The following is a 14288-nucleotide window of genomic DNA, read 5'->3' as shown; positions in this document are numbered from 1 at the left end:
CGATCATGACGCCTCTTCAGCGCTACCAGGAAGACCTCAAACGCCCCGATTTCTTCCACGACGCCGCGCAAGCGAACGCCGTGAAGCACCTGCAACGCCTCTACGACGACCTGGTCGCCGCCGATAAGGGCAAGACCGGCCTGTTCGGCAAGCTGCTGGGCAAGAAGTCCCAGGAGCCGGTGAAGGGCCTGTACTTCTGGGGCGGCGTCGGCCGCGGCAAGACCTACCTGGTGGATACCTTCTTCGAAGCGCTGCCCTTCAAGCAGAAGATGCGCACGCACTTCCACCGCTTCATGAAGCGCGTCCACGAGGAAATGAAGACCCTCAAGGGCGAGAAGAACCCGTTGACCATCATCGGCAAGCGTTTCGCTGACGAAGCCCGGGTGATCTGCTTCGACGAATTCTTCGTCTCGGATATCACCGACGCGATGATCCTCGCGACCCTGCTGGAAGAGCTGTTCAAGAACGGCGTCAGCCTGGTGGCGACTTCCAACATCGTGCCGGACGGCCTGTACAAGGATGGCCTGCAGCGCGCCCGCTTCCTGCCGGCCATCGCCCTGGTCAAGCAGTACACCGAAGTGGTCAACGTCGACAGCGGCGTGGACTACCGCCTGCGCGCCCTGGAGCAGGCCGAGCTATACCACTGGCCGCTGTCCGAGCAGGCCGAGCAGGCCATGACCCGCGACTTCAAGGCGCTCACCCCGGAGTGCGTGGCGGCCACCCGCGATGACGCCCTGATGATCGAGAACCGCGAGATCCGAGCGCGCATCACCTGCGATGACGTGGCCTGGTTCGAGTTCCGCGAGCTGTGCGACGGCCCGCGCAGCCAGAACGATTACATCGAGCTGGCGAAGATCTTCCACGCGATCCTGATTTCCAACGTCGAGCAGATGGGCGTGGCCAAGGATGACATGGCCCGCCGCTTCATCAACCTGGTGGACGAGTTCTACGACCGCAACGTCAAGCTGATCCTCTCCGCGGAGGTCGAGCTCAAGGACCTGTACACCGGTGGCCGCCTGGAGTTCGAGTTCCAGCGCACCCTGAGCCGCCTGCTGGAAATGCAGTCGCACGAATACCTGAGCCGCCCGCACCGTCCCTGACGGTTCGGTGAATGAAAAAGGCTGCCCGAGGGCAGCCTTTTTTGTTTGCGAGGATTGGCGGGGATCTGTAGTTGTAGGATGGGTGGCGCGGAGCGATACCCATGCTGCGGGTGCCGAGATTGATGGGTATCGCTTCGCTCCACGCCATCCTACGGACTGGGCAGTGCGCTCAGCGCTGCGCCATCTCCTGCTGCGCTTTCTTCAGCAGTTGCTGGGCGTGGGCAACCTCCAGCGCTTCCATGGCATTGATCGGCTTGATCGCCACCGCCTTCTTCAGTTGCTCCAGCGCTTTCTGCTCCTCATCTTCGCCGTAGACGTACGCCAGGGCGTTCGCATATTCGTAATGGCCGATCGGCAGGTCGTCAGCGGCACGGAAGGAGCGGGCGAAATACTGCTCCATCTTGTCCGCGCTGACCCCGTAGGTCATCTTGCCCACCAGCTTGCCGACCTTGCGGATCACGCCGGCCTCATAGCCTCCGTAGAGCGCCAGGGCAAAGGGCTGGTTCGGCTGCTTGGCCAGCAGGGCGTCCAGCTCCTTGGGAATCTCGCTGGTATAGCCGCGCTTGAGTACCACGGGTACCGGCAGGTCCTCGGCCAGGCGGGCCTTGGCATAGGCGCGACCGAACTGGGCGATGGGGTCGGCATTGAGCAGCGGGCCGGCCTCGTCGGTGTAGCTGATGACTTCTTCCAGCAAGCGCTGCTTCTCGTCCTGGTTCGGCGCGAGGAACATGGCGTACAGAACTTGCGCGAACATCCCCGGCACCTGGCCGCCGACGCCCAGCGCCAGGCCGTCCTTCTTGGCCTGGGCGAAGTCGCCGCGGAATACCTTGCGCCACACATCCTGCAGCTTCTCGGCATAGACCTGCGCCTCTTCCGGCTTGCCGCTGAGGCCCGTGCCGACGGTCACGGTCTTCTCCAGGGCTTCGGGATGTTTCGTGGCCATGGTCACCACCCAGTCCGCATCCGGGAACGGGTAGTTGGCGCCGAAACCGCGCGTCAGGCGAGGCCAGGCCTCACGCAGCTTGTCGCCGCTGTAGTCGAAGGCGTTCTGCTCGTAGGGGAAGGGTTTCCAGGTGTCGTCCGCCACAGCATTCAGGCTGAAGGCGGCCAGCAGGGCAAGCAGAAAGCGGCGCATGGCGATATCCCATTGGGTTCTTGTTGTCAGTTGCTGCCCTGATCATAGGGCGGCACCCGAGTCCGTGAACCCATCCTAGGGATGGCCTGTTTCAGGCTTCCTTCTGTTCGTACTGGCGTCGGTAATGATTTGGCGACAGCCCTGTGTGCTGTCTGAACAGGCGGGCGAAGAAGCTGGCATCGTCGTAGCCGACTTCATAGCTGATGGTCTTGATGCTCTTGCGGCTGGTAGACAGCAGGTTGCGCGCGGTCTCGATGCGCAGGCGCTGCAAATAGTGCAGCGGCTTGTCGCCGGTGGCTGCCTGGAAGCGCCGCATGAAGTTGCGAATGCTCATGCCGTGCTCGCGAGCAACATCCTCGAAGCGGAACTTGTCGCAGAAGTGTTCTTCGAGCCAGTGCTGGATCTGCAGGATGGCTGGGTCATGGTGCAGTTTCTGTCCCCCGAATCCGAGTCGACCGGGCACGTAGCTGCGCTGCACCTCGTAGAGAATGTCGCGGGCCACGCCCTGGGCCACCGTGGCGCCGCAGAAGTGTTCGATCAGGTAGATGTACAGGTCGCAGGCCGAGGTAAGGCCGCCGGCGGTGTAGATGTTGTCGCCATCCGCGATGTGTTTTTCCTGGTTGAGCAGCACCTTGGGGTAGCGCTCGGCGAATTCGCGGAAGAAGCGCCAGTAGGTGGTCGCCTCCTTGCCATCGAGTAATCCCGTCTCGGCCAGCCAGAACACCCCGGAGACCTCGCCACACAGTACGCAGCCGGCCGCATGACGCTCGCGCAGCCAGGGCATCACCTGCGGGTAGAGGGTCAGCAGTTCGTCGAAGTCGCCCCAGAAGGCCGGGAGGATGACCAGTTCCGGTTCGTCCAGGGCGCCGTGTACCGGCAGGAGATCGCCGCTGAAGCTCATCACCGGCTGGCCGTCGGGGCTGACGATGCGGGTTTCGAAGCTGGGTTGCAGACCGAGGCCCTGTTGGCGGCCGTGGCGCAGGGCGGCCATGTGGAAGAAATCCTTGGCCTGCATCAGGGTGGAGCCGAACACGCCATGGGTGGCGAGGATGCTGACGCGGCGCAGCACGCGGGAAGCTGGGTTGGGCATCGGTTCTTGTACTTCTTATGGATGTCTTGGCATGACGCTAAAGCGGTCATGATGCGGCTGGATCGTCTTATTTTTTGGCGAAAGTGTCCAGTGCAGAGCGGTTCGTGCTTGGCCTACAGTCGGCCTTCCAATAATTCCTAAAACCGATCCGCAGGTGCACCGCATGATTCCAAGAACCCTGTTCAGTTCCGATCACGAACTGTTCCGCGACAGCGTCCGCAAGTTTCTCGAACAGGAGGCGGTTCCCTTCCACGCCCAGTGGGAAAAGGACGGTCACGTCGACCGCCAGCTGTGGAACAAGGCCGGTGAGGCCGGGATGCTCTGCTCGCACCTGCCCGAGGCCTACGGCGGCATGGCGGCGGACTTCCTCTACAGCGCCGTGGTGATCGAGGAGATCGGCCGCCTGGGCCTGACCGGCATCGGTTTCTCGTTGCACTCGGATATCGTCGCGCCCTACATCCTTCACTACGGCAGCGAAGAACTGAAGCAGCGCTACCTGCCCAAGCTGGTTTCCGGCGAGATGGTGTCGGCCATCGCCATGACCGAGCCGGGCGCCGGTTCCGACCTGCAGGGCGTGAAGACCACCGCCGTGCTGGATGGCGACGAGTACGTGATCAACGGTTCGAAGACCTTCATCACCAACGGCTGGCTGGCCGATCTGGTGATCGTGGTCGCCAAGACCGATCCCAAGGCCGGCGCCAAGGGCACCAGCCTGTTCCTGGTGGAGGCCGGCACGCCCGGCTTCAGCAAGGGCAAGCGCCTGGAGAAGGTTGGCATGAAGGCCCAGGACACCTCCGAGCTGTTCTTCCAGGATGTGCGCATCCCCAAGGAAAACCTGCTGGGCAAGGATGGGCAGGGGTTCATCTACCTGATGCAGGAACTACCCCAGGAGCGGCTGACCGTCGCCCTCGGCGCACTGGCCTCGGCCGAGGCGGCGCTGAAATGGACGCTGGACTACACCCGCGACCGCAAGGCCTTCGGAAAGTCCGTCGCGGACTTCCAGAACACACGCTTCAAACTCGCGGAAATGGCCACCGAAATCCAGGTTGGCCGCGTCTTCGTCGATCGCTGCCTGGAGCAGCATCTGGAAGGCAAGCTGGACGTGCCCACGGCGGCGATGGCCAAGTATTGGACCACCGACCTGCAGTGCAAGGTGCTCGATGAGTGCGTGCAGTTGCACGGCGGCTACGGCTTCATGTGGGAGTATCCCGTCGCCCGCGCCTGGGCCGATGCCCGCGTGCAGCGCATCTATGCTGGCACCAACGAGATCATGAAGGAGATCATTGCCCGCTCGCTGTAACCTGCGCGGATGAAAAAGCCCGGCATTGCCGGGCTTTTTCGTTTGCGGGGCGCTCAGGGAGCCGGGTTCGGCTGGTCCTTATGGATCGCCTCGATGCCGGCCAGCACTTCGTCGGAGAGCTTCAGCTCGATGCTGCCGAGGTTGGCTTCCAGTTGCTCGAGGTTGGTCGCGCCGATGATGTTGCTGGTCACGAACGGCCGGCTGGTGACGAAGGCCAGGGCCATCTGCGCCGGGTCCAGGCCGTGCTCGCGGGCCAGGCTCACGTAGCGGTCGCAGGCACTGGCGGTCTGCGGATTGGTGTAACGCGTGAAGCGGCTGAACAGGGTGATCCGCGCATTGGCCGGCCGCGCGCCGCCAAAGTACTTGCCCGAGAGCATGCCGAAGGCCAGCGGCGAATAGGCCAGCAGGCCGATCTGCTCGCGGATGGCGATTTCCGCCAGGCCTACCTCGAAGCTGCGGTTGAGCAGGTTGTAAGGATTCTGGATCGACACCGCGCGCGGCCAGCCGCGCTCCTGGGCGATCTGCAGGAAGCGCATGGTGCCCCAGGGCGTTTCGTTGGACAGGCCGACATGGCGGATCTTGCCGGCGCGGACCTGCTCGTCGAGCGCCTCCAGGGTGTCTTCCAGCGCGGTGAAGCTTTCTTCCTTGTGCTGGTAACCCAATTGGCCGAAGAAGTTGGTGCTGCGCTCGGGCCAGTGCAACTGGTAGAGGTCGATCCAGTCGGTCTGCAGGCGCTTGAGGCTGCCGTCCAGCGCCGCGACGATGTTCCTGCGGTCGAGCTTCGGCTGGCCGTCACGGATGTGGCTGATGGCGTTGCCGGGGCCGGCAATCTTGCTGGCGAGCACCCAGTCGGCGCGATCACCGCGCCGGGCGAACCAGTTGCCGATGATCTGCTCGGTGCGGGTGTAGGTTGCCGCACGCGGCGGCACCGGGTACATCTCGGCGGTATCGATGAAATTCAGACCGGCGGCCTTGGCCCGCTCGATCTGGGCAAAAGCTTCGTCCTGGGTGTTCTGCTCGCCCCAGGTCATGGTCCCCAGGCAGAGGGCGCTGACTTTCAATTCGGTGCGGCCGAGCGGGCGGTACTCCATGCAGGTCTCCTCATGAAAACAAGTGCGTCATACAGTTGAAAATTCTGCCGGAATCTGCATAATTCCGCAGCCTTTCATCGGTGGGGGATGCCAAGCCTGCCGATCGATACATCTAGTCGTTACGGACGCACACCGACCCGAGCCCCAATTCGTGTCTGTCTTCGGCTGTCCTTGACTTGTCAAGGCAACCACTGTCCAGTAAGATTCGCCGTCTTATTTTCAGGCGGCCCCTGAGGCTATAACGAATGAAAACTTATACCGCGAAACCAGAAACTGTTAAGCGCGACTGGTTCGTCGTCGACGCTGCTGGCCTGACCCTGGGTCGTCTGGCTACCGAAATTGCTACCCGCCTGCGCGGCAAGCACAAGCCGGAATACACCCCGCACGTTGACACCGGCGACTACATCGTCGTCATCAACGCCGAGCAGGTTCGTGTCACTGGCGCCAAAGCTACCGACAAGATGTACTACCATCACTCGGGCTTCCCGGGCGGTATCAAGTCGATCAACTTCGAGAAGCTGATCGCCAAGGCTCCTGAGCGTGTTATCGAGACTGCCGTCAAAGGCATGCTGCCGAAGAACCCGCTGGGCCGCGACATGTACCGCAAGCTGAAAGTGTACAAGGGTGCCAACCACCCGCACACCGCTCAGCAGCCTCAAGAACTGAAGATTTAACGGGATAGCTCATTATGTCGGCGACTCAAAATTACGGCACTGGCCGTCGTAAGACCGCTACCGCTCGCGTCTTCCTGCGTCCGGGCACTGGCAAGATCTCCATCAACAACCGCTCCATCGAGCAGTTCTTCGGTCGTGAGACCGCTCGCATGGTTGTCCGTCAGCCGCTCGAGCTGACCGAGAACACCGAGAAGTTCGATATCTACGTAACCGTCGTTGGCGGTGGCGTAAGCGGTCAGGCTGGTGCGATCCGTCACGGTATCACCCGCGCTCTGATCGAGTACGACGAGACTCTGCGCAGCCCGCTGCGTAAAGCCGGCTACGTTACTCGCGACGCTCGCGAAGTTGAACGTAAGAAAGTCGGTCTGCGTAAAGCGCGTAAGCGTCCGCAGTACTCCAAGCGTTAATACAACGCTTCGAAAAAAACGCCCAGTTCCTTTGGACTGGGCGTTTTTTTATGTCTTCAATAAATCCGTGCGGCAAGGTGTCGCATCCGCGCAGGCCGCGCAGTGCAAGGGTTCCGGGGGTTACGTAACAGGCTATTACCTTGTCATCACAAGGGCTTTTCTTTACCATTTGGCGAATTTTTTGCGCGGCTCGAATTTTTACTTAAAAGCCTGATTTGAACAGGCTTGAAGCTGATGGGAGACGACTGAATGAGTAATGACGGCGTGAATGCAGGCCGGCGTCGCTTCCTTGTCGCGGCCACCTCGGTGGTTGGTGCGGCAGGAGCGGTCGGAGCTGCGGTCCCGTTCGTGGGGTCATGGTTCCCCAGTGCCAAGGCGAAGGCCGCTGGCGCGCCGGTGAAGGTCAACGTAGGGAAGATCGAGCCGGGCCAGCAGGTTGTGGCCGAATGGCGGGGCAAGCCGGTGTTCCTGGTGCATCGCACCAAGGAAATGCTCGACGCGCTGCCGACCCTCGAAGGCCAGTTGTCCGACCCTGAGTCGAAGGCTTCGGAGCAGCCGGCTTACGTCGATCCCAAGCTGCGTTCGATCAAGCCTGAGCTGGCCGTGATCGTTGGTATCTGCACCCACCTGGGCTGCTCGCCGACCTTCCGCCCGGAAGTCGCTCCTGCGGACCTCGGTCCGGATTGGAAGGGTGGCTACTTCTGCCCCTGCCACGGCTCTCATTACGACCTCGCCGGCCGCGTTTACAAGGGACAGCCCGCGCCCCTGAACCTGCCGATTCCGCCCTATACGCTGGATGGTGATGAGTTGACCATCGGTGTGGACCAGGAGAAAGCCTGATGAACAAGTTCATGGCTTGGGTCGATGCCCGCTTCCCCGCGACCAAGATGTGGGAAGACCATCTGAGCAAGTACTACGCCCCGAAGAACTTCAACTTCTGGTACTTCTTCGGCTCCCTCGCGCTGCTCGTCCTGGTTAACCAGATCCTCACCGGTATCTGGCTGACCATGAGCTTCACCCCGTCGGCGGAAGAGGCCTTCGCTTCCGTCGAGTACATCATGCGAGATGTAGATTACGGCTGGATTATCCGCTACATGCACTCCACCGGTGCATCGGCGTTCTTCGTGGTCGTCTACCTGCACATGTTCCGTGGCCTGCTGTACGGTTCGTACCAGAAGCCGCGCGAGTTGGTGTGGATCTTCGGCATGCTGATCTACCTCGCCCTGATGGCCGAGGCCTTCATGGGCTACCTGCTGCCCTGGGGCCAGATGTCCTATTGGGGGGCCCAGGTGATCATCTCGCTGTTCGGCGCCATCCCGGTGATCGGTGAAGACCTGTCCCAGTGGATCCGTGGTGACTTCCTGATCTCCGGCATCACCCTGAACCGCTTCTTCGCCCTGCACGTGATCGCCCTGCCGATCGTCCTGCTCGGCCTGGTCGTGCTGCACATCCTGGCGCTGCACGAAGTCGGTTCGAACAACCCCGACGGCGTGGACATCAAGAAGAAGAAGGACGAGAACGGCATCCCGCTGGATGGCATCCCGTTCCACCCTTACTACACCGTCAAGGACATCGTCGGTGTCGTGGTCTTCCTGTTCGTCTTCTGCACCGTGATCTTCTTCTTCCCGGAAATGGGCGGATTCTTCCTCGAGAAGCCCAACTTCGAGATGGCGAACCAGTTCAAGACGCCGGATCACATTGCCCCTGTCTGGTACTTCACGCCGTTCTACGCCATCCTGCGTGCCGTTCCGGACAAGCTGATGGGCGTCATTGCCATGGGCGCCGCCATCGCCGTGCTGTTCGTGCTGCCGTGGCTGGACCGTAGCCCGGTTCGCTCGATCCGCTACAAGGGCTGGCTGAGCAAGATCTGGCTGGTGATCTTCGCGGTGTCCTTCGTTGTCCTCGGCTACTACGGTTCGCAAGCTCCGTCTCCGCTGGGTACCACGCTGTCCCGCCTGTGCACCATTCTGTATTTCGCCTTCTTCATCCTGATGCCGTTCTACACCCGGATGGAGAAAACCAAACCGGTTCCGGAAAGGGTGACTGGCTGATGAAAAAGCAATTCGCTGCATTTGTTCTGGCTCTGCTGCCTGTCTTCGGTTTCGCCGCCGAAGGCCATGGCCCTGCTCTGGACAAGGTCGATATCGACCTGACCGACAAGGCCGCCATGCAGGATGGCGCACGTACCTTTGCCAACTACTGCATGGGCTGTCACAGCGCCAAGTTCCAGCGTTATGAGCGTGTCGGCCGTGATCTGGGTATTCCGGAAGATCTGATGATGAGCCATCTGGTGTTCACCGGTGCGAAGATCGGCGACCACATGGACATCGGCATGAAACCGGCTGACGCCAAGGTATGGTTCGGTGCTGCTCCGCCGGACCTCACCCTGGTGGCGCGTGTTCGTGGCGCCGACTGGCTGTACACCTACCTGCGTTCGTTCTACGAAGATCCCAAGCGTCCGTGGGGTGTGAACAACAAGGTCTTCCCGAACGTCGGCATGCCGAACGTGCTGGTCAGCCTGCAAGGCCGCCAGGTCATCGGTTGCAAGCAGGTTCAGGTCGTCGAGGATGGCAAGAAGCAGTACGATCCGCTGACCGGTACCCCGCTGACCCACGAAGCCTGCGACCAGCTGACCATCGTGCCGAAGTCCGGCCAGCTGACCGAAGCCCAGTTCGACGAGAAGGTGAAGAACCTGGTGACCTTCCTGGCTTATTCGGCTGACCCGAACAAGCTGGATTCTCACCGTATCGGCACCTACGTCCTGCTGTTCCTGGCCTTCTTCTTCGTATTCGCCTACCTGCTCAAGCGTGAATACTGGAAGGACGTGCACTAAGCACCACCTGTCGTAGTAACAAGCGCGCGCCCTACGGGGCGCGCGTGCGTTTTTCTACCTCCCACAAGAAGATCCTGCGAGGAGGCGCGCGGCATGGCCGCAATCAATAAGCTCACCTGCTTCTCCGACCCTTCCTGCCACTACAGCCATCGCGTGCGCCTGGTGCTGGCCGAGAAGAGCGTCGTCGCCGATATCATCGACGTCCCCGCCGGCAGCATCCCGGCCAAACTCGCCGAAGTGAACCCCTATGGCAGCCTGCCGACCCTGGTGGATCGCGATCTTTCGCTCTACGAGTCGACAGTGGTCATGGAGTACCTCGATGAGCGTTATCCACACCCGCCGCTGCTGCCGGTCTACCCGGTGGCCCGCGCCAACAGCCGCTTGCTGATGCATCGCATCCAGCGGGACTGGTGCGCTCTGGTGGATCGCATTCTCGACTCGCGGCAGAAGGACGCCGAGCGTGCCTTGGCGAGAAAGGAATTGCGTGAGAGCCTGACGGGAGTATCGCCGCTGTTCTCCGACAAGCCCTTCTTCCTCAGCGAGGAGCTCAGTCTGGTGGACTGCTGCCTGTTGCCGATCCTCTGGCGGCTGCCGGTCCTGGGCATCGAGTTGCCGCGCCCGGCCAAGCCTCTGCTGGATTACATGGAGCGGCAGTTTGCGCGGGAAACTTTCCGTGCGAGCCTGTCCTCTATCGAACGTGATATGCGCTAAGGAGCCTGATGATGAACTCCAGTCGTCCCTACCTCGTGCGAGCCCTCTATGAGTGGATCGTCGATAACGGCTGCACCCCGCATATCCTGGTCAATTCCGAGTATCCGGGCGTGCGTGTGCCGCCGGGCTATGCCAGCGACGGCCAGATCGTGCTCAACGTATCGCCCACCGCGGTTCGCCATCTGCAGATGGACAACGAAGCCGTCAGCTTCGAAGGCCGCTTCGGCGGTGTTGCCCAGAGCCTGTACATCCCGTCCCAGGCGGTGATGGCCATCTACGCTCGGGAAAACGGCCAGGGCATGGTCTTCGACCTGGAGCCGCCGGTGCCGACCGATGATGAGGACTTGCCGGACGATGGCCCGTCCGACGAGCCGCCGCGCCCCAGTGGCCGGCCAAGTCTCAAGGTGGTGAAGTAATAAAAAAGGCGACCCGAGGGTCGCCTTTTTCATGCCTGCAATAAATGGCTCGCTCAGTCGATGTACTCGAACAGGCGGACGATCTTCTGCACGCCATCCACGCCCTGTACCACCTGGGTGGCCAGGTCGCCTTCGCGGCGGGTGACCAGGCCCAGCATGTAGACGATGCCGTTCTCGGTCAGGACCTTGATGCGAGTGGAGGGGACATTCGCGTCAGCGAGCATCTGGCTCTTGATCTTGGTGGTCAGCCAGGTGTCGTTGCTGCGCGCGGCCAGGGAGGAGGGCTGCAGGATCTGCAGCTCGTTGTGCACGGTCTTGACCTTCTGCACTTCCTTGGCGGCCTGCTCGGCCTTGTTCTTCAGGTCGGCACGTGGGGTCTGGCCGGCCAGCAGTACCACGCCGTTGTAGCTGATCACCACAATGTGGGAATTGCGGTCGAGGTCCGGATCGGCCTTGGCGACGTTGACCGCCACCTTGGTTTCGATCAGCGAGTCGTCGATCTTGCTGCCAAGGGTGCGGGTGCCCTTGTCATCGTCGATCGGCTTGTCGCGGGTGGCGCTGACGAAGCTGCTGCAGCCACCCAGTGCCATGGTCACGGCCAATGCGGCTGCGATCAGAGGGGTACGGGTCATTCTTCACTCCCGAACAGTTGACGGTCGATGAGGTCGCACAGGCAATGGATGACCAGCAGGTGGACTTCCTGAATGCGTGCGGTGACCTTGGCCGGGACGCGGATCTCCACGTCCTCGGGCAGCAGCAACGATGCCATGTTGCCGCCGTCGCGGCCGGTCAGAGCTACGACAACCATTTCGCGATCATGTGCGGCCTGGATCGCCTGAATGACGTTCGCCGAGTTGCCGCTGGTGGAAATCGCCAGAAGTACGTCGCCCGGTTGGCCGAGGGCGCGGATCTGCTTGGAGAAGACTTCGTTGTAGCTGTAGTCGTTGGCGATCGAGGTGATGGTGGAGCTGTCGGTGGTCAGGGCCACTGCCGGCAGGCTCGGGCGCTCGCGCTCGAAGCGGTTCAGCAGTTCGGAGGAGAAGTGCTGCGCATCGCCGGCCGAGCCGCCGTTGCCGCAGGAGAGGATCTTGCCCTCGTTCAGCAGGGCATTGACCATGACCATGCTGGCCTGCTCGATATGCGGGATGAGCACCTCGGTGGCCTGTTGCTTGGTCTCGATGCTGGCATGGAAGAGCTGGCGGATACGGGATTGCATGTCCATCAGGTGTGACCTTTCGTCGGGCGTCTGATCAGGTGTCAAAAGCGTTGGGAATCCAATTCAAACGCCCTGCGGAGCCTGGGGTGCGAGCATCGATAGCGACGATGTCGAACCGGCAGGGGTGGTTGTTCCAGCGGGCGTTCTGTTGCAGGAAGAGTTCGGCGGAGATCGTCAGGCGCTCACGCTTGCGCCAGTCCACGCTTTCCAGTGCTCCTCCCCAGGCGGAGTGCCGGCGGGAGCGAACTTCGACGAATACTACTGTATCGCCGTCCAGCGTGACCAGATCGAGCTCGCCTCGGCGGCACGTCCAGTTCTGCGCCAGGAGGCGCAATCCATGCTGTTCCAGGTGGGCCAGGGCGGCGGCTTCGGCCTGCCGCCCGGCCTTCTGGGTAGGGCTGTTGCCGATCAAATACCGCTGTTCTCCAGCGGTTGGACCTGGCCATTCTTGAACTCGGCCCAGGGCAGGCGGCGTTCTACGCGTTGGCCGGCGCTGACGCTCAGGGTACCGGTCAGGCCGTCCACCTGCATGCTCGGCACGGCCTTGAGTTCCGGCAGGCGCGGGGCCAACTGGTAGGCGTCGGCGCCCATGGCGTACAGGCGGCCAAGGCTGCCGTTGGCGGCCGGCCATTGGGCGCTGACCTGCTGGCGCAAGGCGTTGTTCGGGTTCAGTAGCCACGGGGTTTCGCAGAAACGAATACCGTTCAGGTCCTGGTCCTGTGCCGGGTTGTTCACGCCGGTGTACAGGTTGGAGGTGGCGTAGACCGGCAGGTCGCCGGCGTACTGGAAGGCCAGGGTCGGCTTGATCTGGCGGGCCTGCTGCGGGGTGGCGGCGAGGAAGATGAAGTCGATGTCCTGGCGACGCGAGGGCTGGGTGTCGACGCTGCTGTCGAGTACGCCCTGCAGGCGCTTGGCGCGGCCTTCGCTCTGGCGCAGTTGCAGCAGGTCGGCGATCTGGCGGGCCAGTTCTACCGGCTGGTCGACATGTTCGGCGGCGATCAGGGTGCCGCCGGCGGCTTGCCAGTTGCGGGTAAAGGAGGCGAGTACGCGGTCGCCCCACTCGCCACGTGGCACCAGGGCCACGGCGCGGCGCATGCCATCGTTCCAGGCGCGGTTGGCGACTTCGCGTGCTTCATCCTCGGCAGACAGGCCGAACTGGAACAGCTGGGCCGGAGCTTCCTGGTTGCCGTCGGCGTAGTTCAGGGCCAGGGTGGTGATCGGCAGTTGTGGCTGGCTGCTCATCTGCTTGACCAGGTTCTTCTCCAGCGGGCCTACGACCAGTTGCACGCCGTCGGCCTGGGCCTGGCGATAGAACTCATCCAGCGAGCGCAACTGGCTGCTGTCGTAGAGCTTGATCGCCGGCTGCGCCTGGCCGCTCTGCTGTGCCTGGTAGTGGGCGGCCAGGAAGCCGTCCTGCAGGGCGCGGGCGACGGAGGCGAGCTGGCCTTGTTGCGGCAGCAGCAAGCCGATCTTGTTCAGTGGCTGGGCGGCCAGGGACTTCAGTTTGGTCAGGGCGTCCGGCAGTTGCTTGGCGGCCGGGTGATCCGGGTTCTGCGCGACCCAGTTGTCGATGTTCGACTGCTGTTCCTTCAGGCTCGAGGAGGCCTTGGTGATGCGCGCCAGTTCCAGCCAGCCGTTCAAGTCGCCTTCATTGCTGCTGGCCTGCATCTGATCCAGGGGCAGGCTGGAAACCAGTTTCCAGATTTCCTCGTGGTTGGCCTTGCTGGCCTCGGCGTTGAGCAGTGGATCGATGAACACCCGCTCGCGGGCGGCGCTCAGGGCCTGGCCGTCGGCAGCCAGGGCCAGCGACTTGACCATGCCGGCGCGAGCCTGCAGATCCACTGGCATTTCGCCCAGGCGCTGGAAGCTGGGGTTGTCGAACGCCTTCAGGGCCGCCTTCGCCTTGTTGCGAGCCAGTTCCAGCTGGGCGCGGAGGGTGCTGGCGAAGACCTGCTGGGCGGGCTTCAGGCTGTCCATCGGGATTTGATCGAGGATCTGCGTGGAGCGCCCGATATCTTTCTGCTTGTAGGCCAGATCGGCGGCGGAGAGGCGCAGGACAGCGGCTTCATCCGGCTTGGCGGTGGAGGCCTGCTGCAGCAACTGTTCGATGCTGGCGTCCGGCGTGCGCGGCAGTTCGCCGAGATTGGACGACGGGGAGGACGCACAGGCGGCGAGCATGCCGGCCAGGAACAGAGCGGATAGCGGGCGCAGGCGAGCGATCATATCGGGCTTCTCGTGACGCATTCAAAGAGCTGCCGATTGTACCCAAGCGACGAGGGTGAAGCGATGGCGGGTGGCGGAATCGGGATACAATG

16 protein-coding genes are annotated in these 14288 nt (G+C 62.4%); 9 read left to right on the top strand and 7 right to left on the bottom strand.

Features of this window, described 5'->3' with window-relative positions:
• Window positions 1–5 precede the first annotated feature (5 nt).
• On the top strand, window positions 6–1100 hold the full coding sequence (zapE, locus tag MJ122_RS25540; RefSeq protein WP_017518125.1) for a cell division protein ZapE: 1095 nt from the start codon (window positions 6–8) through the stop codon (window positions 1098–1100).
• A 169-nt stretch (window positions 1101–1269) separates the two neighbouring features.
• Here zapE and MJ122_RS25535 read toward each other — a convergent pair whose 3' ends face one another.
• On the bottom strand, window positions 1270–2235 hold the full coding sequence (locus MJ122_RS25535; protein WP_239746519.1) for a hypothetical protein: 966 nt from the start codon (window positions 2233–2235) through the stop codon (window positions 1270–1272).
• A gap of 91 nt (window positions 2236–2326) precedes the next feature.
• Window positions 2327–3226, bottom strand: coding sequence for a GlxA family transcriptional regulator (locus MJ122_RS25530; protein WP_162140472.1), 900 nt, complete (start codon window positions 3224–3226; stop codon window positions 2327–2329).
• 253 nt (window positions 3227–3479) lie between these two features.
• On the opposite strand from MJ122_RS25530, the gene MJ122_RS25525 reads away from it, so the two are divergent.
• On the top strand, window positions 3480–4625 hold the full coding sequence (locus MJ122_RS25525; RefSeq protein ID WP_239746517.1) for an acyl-CoA dehydrogenase family protein: 1146 nt from the start codon (window positions 3480–3482) through the stop codon (window positions 4623–4625).
• A gap of 53 nt (window positions 4626–4678) precedes the next feature.
• On the opposite strand, the gene MJ122_RS25520 is transcribed toward MJ122_RS25525, so the two are convergent.
• Window positions 4679–5716, bottom strand: coding sequence for an NADP(H)-dependent aldo-keto reductase (locus MJ122_RS25520; RefSeq protein ID WP_239746516.1), 1038 nt, complete (start codon window positions 5714–5716; stop codon window positions 4679–4681).
• 245 nt (window positions 5717–5961) lie between these two features.
• On the opposite strand from MJ122_RS25520, the gene rplM reads away from it, so the two are divergent.
• From rplM to MJ122_RS25485, 7 genes are all read left to right on the top strand, one after another.
• On the top strand, window positions 5962–6390 hold the full coding sequence (rplM, locus tag MJ122_RS25515) for a 50S ribosomal protein L13 (RefSeq protein ID WP_015475857.1): 429 nt from the start codon (window positions 5962–5964) through the stop codon (window positions 6388–6390).
• Window positions 6391–6404: 14 nt separating this feature from the next.
• Window positions 6405–6797, top strand: coding sequence for a 30S ribosomal protein S9 (gene rpsI / locus MJ122_RS25510; RefSeq protein WP_017518120.1), 393 nt, complete (start codon window positions 6405–6407; stop codon window positions 6795–6797).
• Between the two features lie 249 nt (window positions 6798–7046).
• Window positions 7047–7637 (top strand): ubiquinol-cytochrome c reductase iron-sulfur subunit, encoded by a 591-nt coding sequence (petA, locus tag MJ122_RS25505; RefSeq protein ID WP_239746514.1) that lies wholly within the window; start codon window positions 7047–7049, stop codon window positions 7635–7637.
• Entirely contained in the window at window positions 7637–8848 is a 1212-nt protein-coding gene (locus MJ122_RS25500; RefSeq protein WP_138521295.1) for a cytochrome bc complex cytochrome b subunit, read from the top strand. Before petA ends, MJ122_RS25500 begins: the two co-directional genes overlap by 1 nt.
• Window positions 8848–9630: a cytochrome c1 gene (locus MJ122_RS25495; protein ID WP_239746512.1), complete on the top strand. Its 783-nt coding sequence runs from the start codon at window positions 8848–8850 to the stop codon at window positions 9628–9630. Before MJ122_RS25500 ends, MJ122_RS25495 begins: the two co-directional genes overlap by 1 nt.
• A 93-nt stretch (window positions 9631–9723) precedes the next feature.
• Window positions 9724–10341 (top strand): glutathione S-transferase N-terminal domain-containing protein, encoded by a 618-nt coding sequence (locus MJ122_RS25490; RefSeq protein WP_239746511.1) that lies wholly within the window; start codon window positions 9724–9726, stop codon window positions 10339–10341.
• Window positions 10342–10352: 11 nt separating this feature from the next.
• A complete protein-coding gene (locus MJ122_RS25485; protein WP_207883732.1) occupies window positions 10353–10757 on the top strand; it encodes a ClpXP protease specificity-enhancing factor in 405 nt (134 codons plus the stop codon).
• Between the two features lie 53 nt (window positions 10758–10810).
• On the opposite strand, the gene MJ122_RS25480 is transcribed toward MJ122_RS25485, so the two are convergent.
• Genes MJ122_RS25480 through MJ122_RS25465 form a run of 4 tightly spaced genes read right to left on the bottom strand, consistent with a single transcriptional unit; the run spans window position 10811 to window position 14196 of the window.
• Window positions 10811–11389, bottom strand: coding sequence for a BON domain-containing protein (locus tag MJ122_RS25480; RefSeq protein WP_239746509.1), 579 nt, complete (start codon window positions 11387–11389; stop codon window positions 10811–10813).
• Window positions 11386–11979 (bottom strand): phosphoheptose isomerase, encoded by a 594-nt coding sequence (locus MJ122_RS25475; RefSeq protein ID WP_017518113.1) that lies wholly within the window; start codon window positions 11977–11979, stop codon window positions 11386–11388. The genes MJ122_RS25480 and MJ122_RS25475 overlap by 4 nt, the downstream gene beginning before the upstream one ends.
• A gap of 28 nt (window positions 11980–12007) precedes the next feature.
• Entirely contained in the window at window positions 12008–12385 is a 378-nt protein-coding gene (locus MJ122_RS25470; RefSeq protein ID WP_239746507.1) for a YraN family protein, read from the bottom strand.
• Window positions 12382–14196, bottom strand: a complete 1815-nt coding sequence (locus tag MJ122_RS25465) for a penicillin-binding protein activator (protein ID WP_239746504.1) — start codon at window positions 14194–14196, stop codon at window positions 12382–12384. The genes MJ122_RS25470 and MJ122_RS25465 overlap by 4 nt, the downstream gene beginning before the upstream one ends.
• Window positions 14197–14288 lie beyond the last annotated feature (92 nt).

Source organism: Pseudomonas sp. DP-17 (assembly GCF_022380625.1).
Classification (GTDB): domain Bacteria; phylum Pseudomonadota; class Gammaproteobacteria; order Pseudomonadales; family Pseudomonadaceae; genus Pseudomonas; species Pseudomonas nitroreducens_A.
The sequence above is the reverse complement of the archived record's forward strand: the minus strand, read 5'-3'. Positions and strand labels throughout refer to the sequence as shown.

Excerpts from the sequence above, each read along its gene's own strand:
- MJ122_RS25480 (WP_239746509.1), bottom strand. The coding sequence starts at position 11,389 with ATGACCCGTACCCCTCTGATCGCAGCCGCATTGGCCGTGACCATGGCA.
- MJ122_RS25495 (WP_239746512.1), top strand. The coding sequence starts at position 8,848 with ATGAAAAAGCAATTCGCTGCATTTGTTCTGGCTCTGCTGCCTGTCTTC.
- petA (WP_239746514.1), top strand. The coding sequence starts at position 7,047 with ATGAGTAATGACGGCGTGAATGCAGGCCGGCGTCGCTTCCTTGTCGCG.
- rplM (WP_015475857.1), top strand. The coding sequence starts at position 5,962 with ATGAAAACTTATACCGCGAAACCAGAAACTGTTAAGCGCGACTGGTTC.
- MJ122_RS25500 (WP_138521295.1), top strand. The coding sequence starts at position 7,637 with ATGAACAAGTTCATGGCTTGGGTCGATGCCCGCTTCCCCGCGACCAAG.
- MJ122_RS25490 (WP_239746511.1), top strand. The coding sequence starts at position 9,724 with ATGGCCGCAATCAATAAGCTCACCTGCTTCTCCGACCCTTCCTGCCAC.
- MJ122_RS25485 (WP_207883732.1), top strand. The coding sequence starts at position 10,353 with ATGAACTCCAGTCGTCCCTACCTCGTGCGAGCCCTCTATGAGTGGATC.
- MJ122_RS25530 (WP_162140472.1), bottom strand. The coding sequence starts at position 3,226 with ATGGCCGCCCTGCGCCACGGCCGCCAACAGGGCCTCGGTCTGCAACCC.
- MJ122_RS25465 (WP_239746504.1), bottom strand. The coding sequence starts at position 14,196 with ATGATCGCTCGCCTGCGCCCGCTATCCGCTCTGTTCCTGGCCGGCATG.
- rpsI (WP_017518120.1), top strand. The coding sequence starts at position 6,405 with ATGTCGGCGACTCAAAATTACGGCACTGGCCGTCGTAAGACCGCTACC.
- MJ122_RS25520 (WP_239746516.1), bottom strand. The coding sequence starts at position 5,716 with ATGGAGTACCGCCCGCTCGGCCGCACCGAATTGAAAGTCAGCGCCCTC.
- zapE (WP_017518125.1), top strand. The coding sequence starts at position 6 with ATGACGCCTCTTCAGCGCTACCAGGAAGACCTCAAACGCCCCGATTTC.
- MJ122_RS25535 (WP_239746519.1), bottom strand. The coding sequence starts at position 2,235 with ATGCGCCGCTTTCTGCTTGCCCTGCTGGCCGCCTTCAGCCTGAATGCT.
- MJ122_RS25475 (WP_017518113.1), bottom strand. The coding sequence starts at position 11,979 with ATGGACATGCAATCCCGTATCCGCCAGCTCTTCCATGCCAGCATCGAG.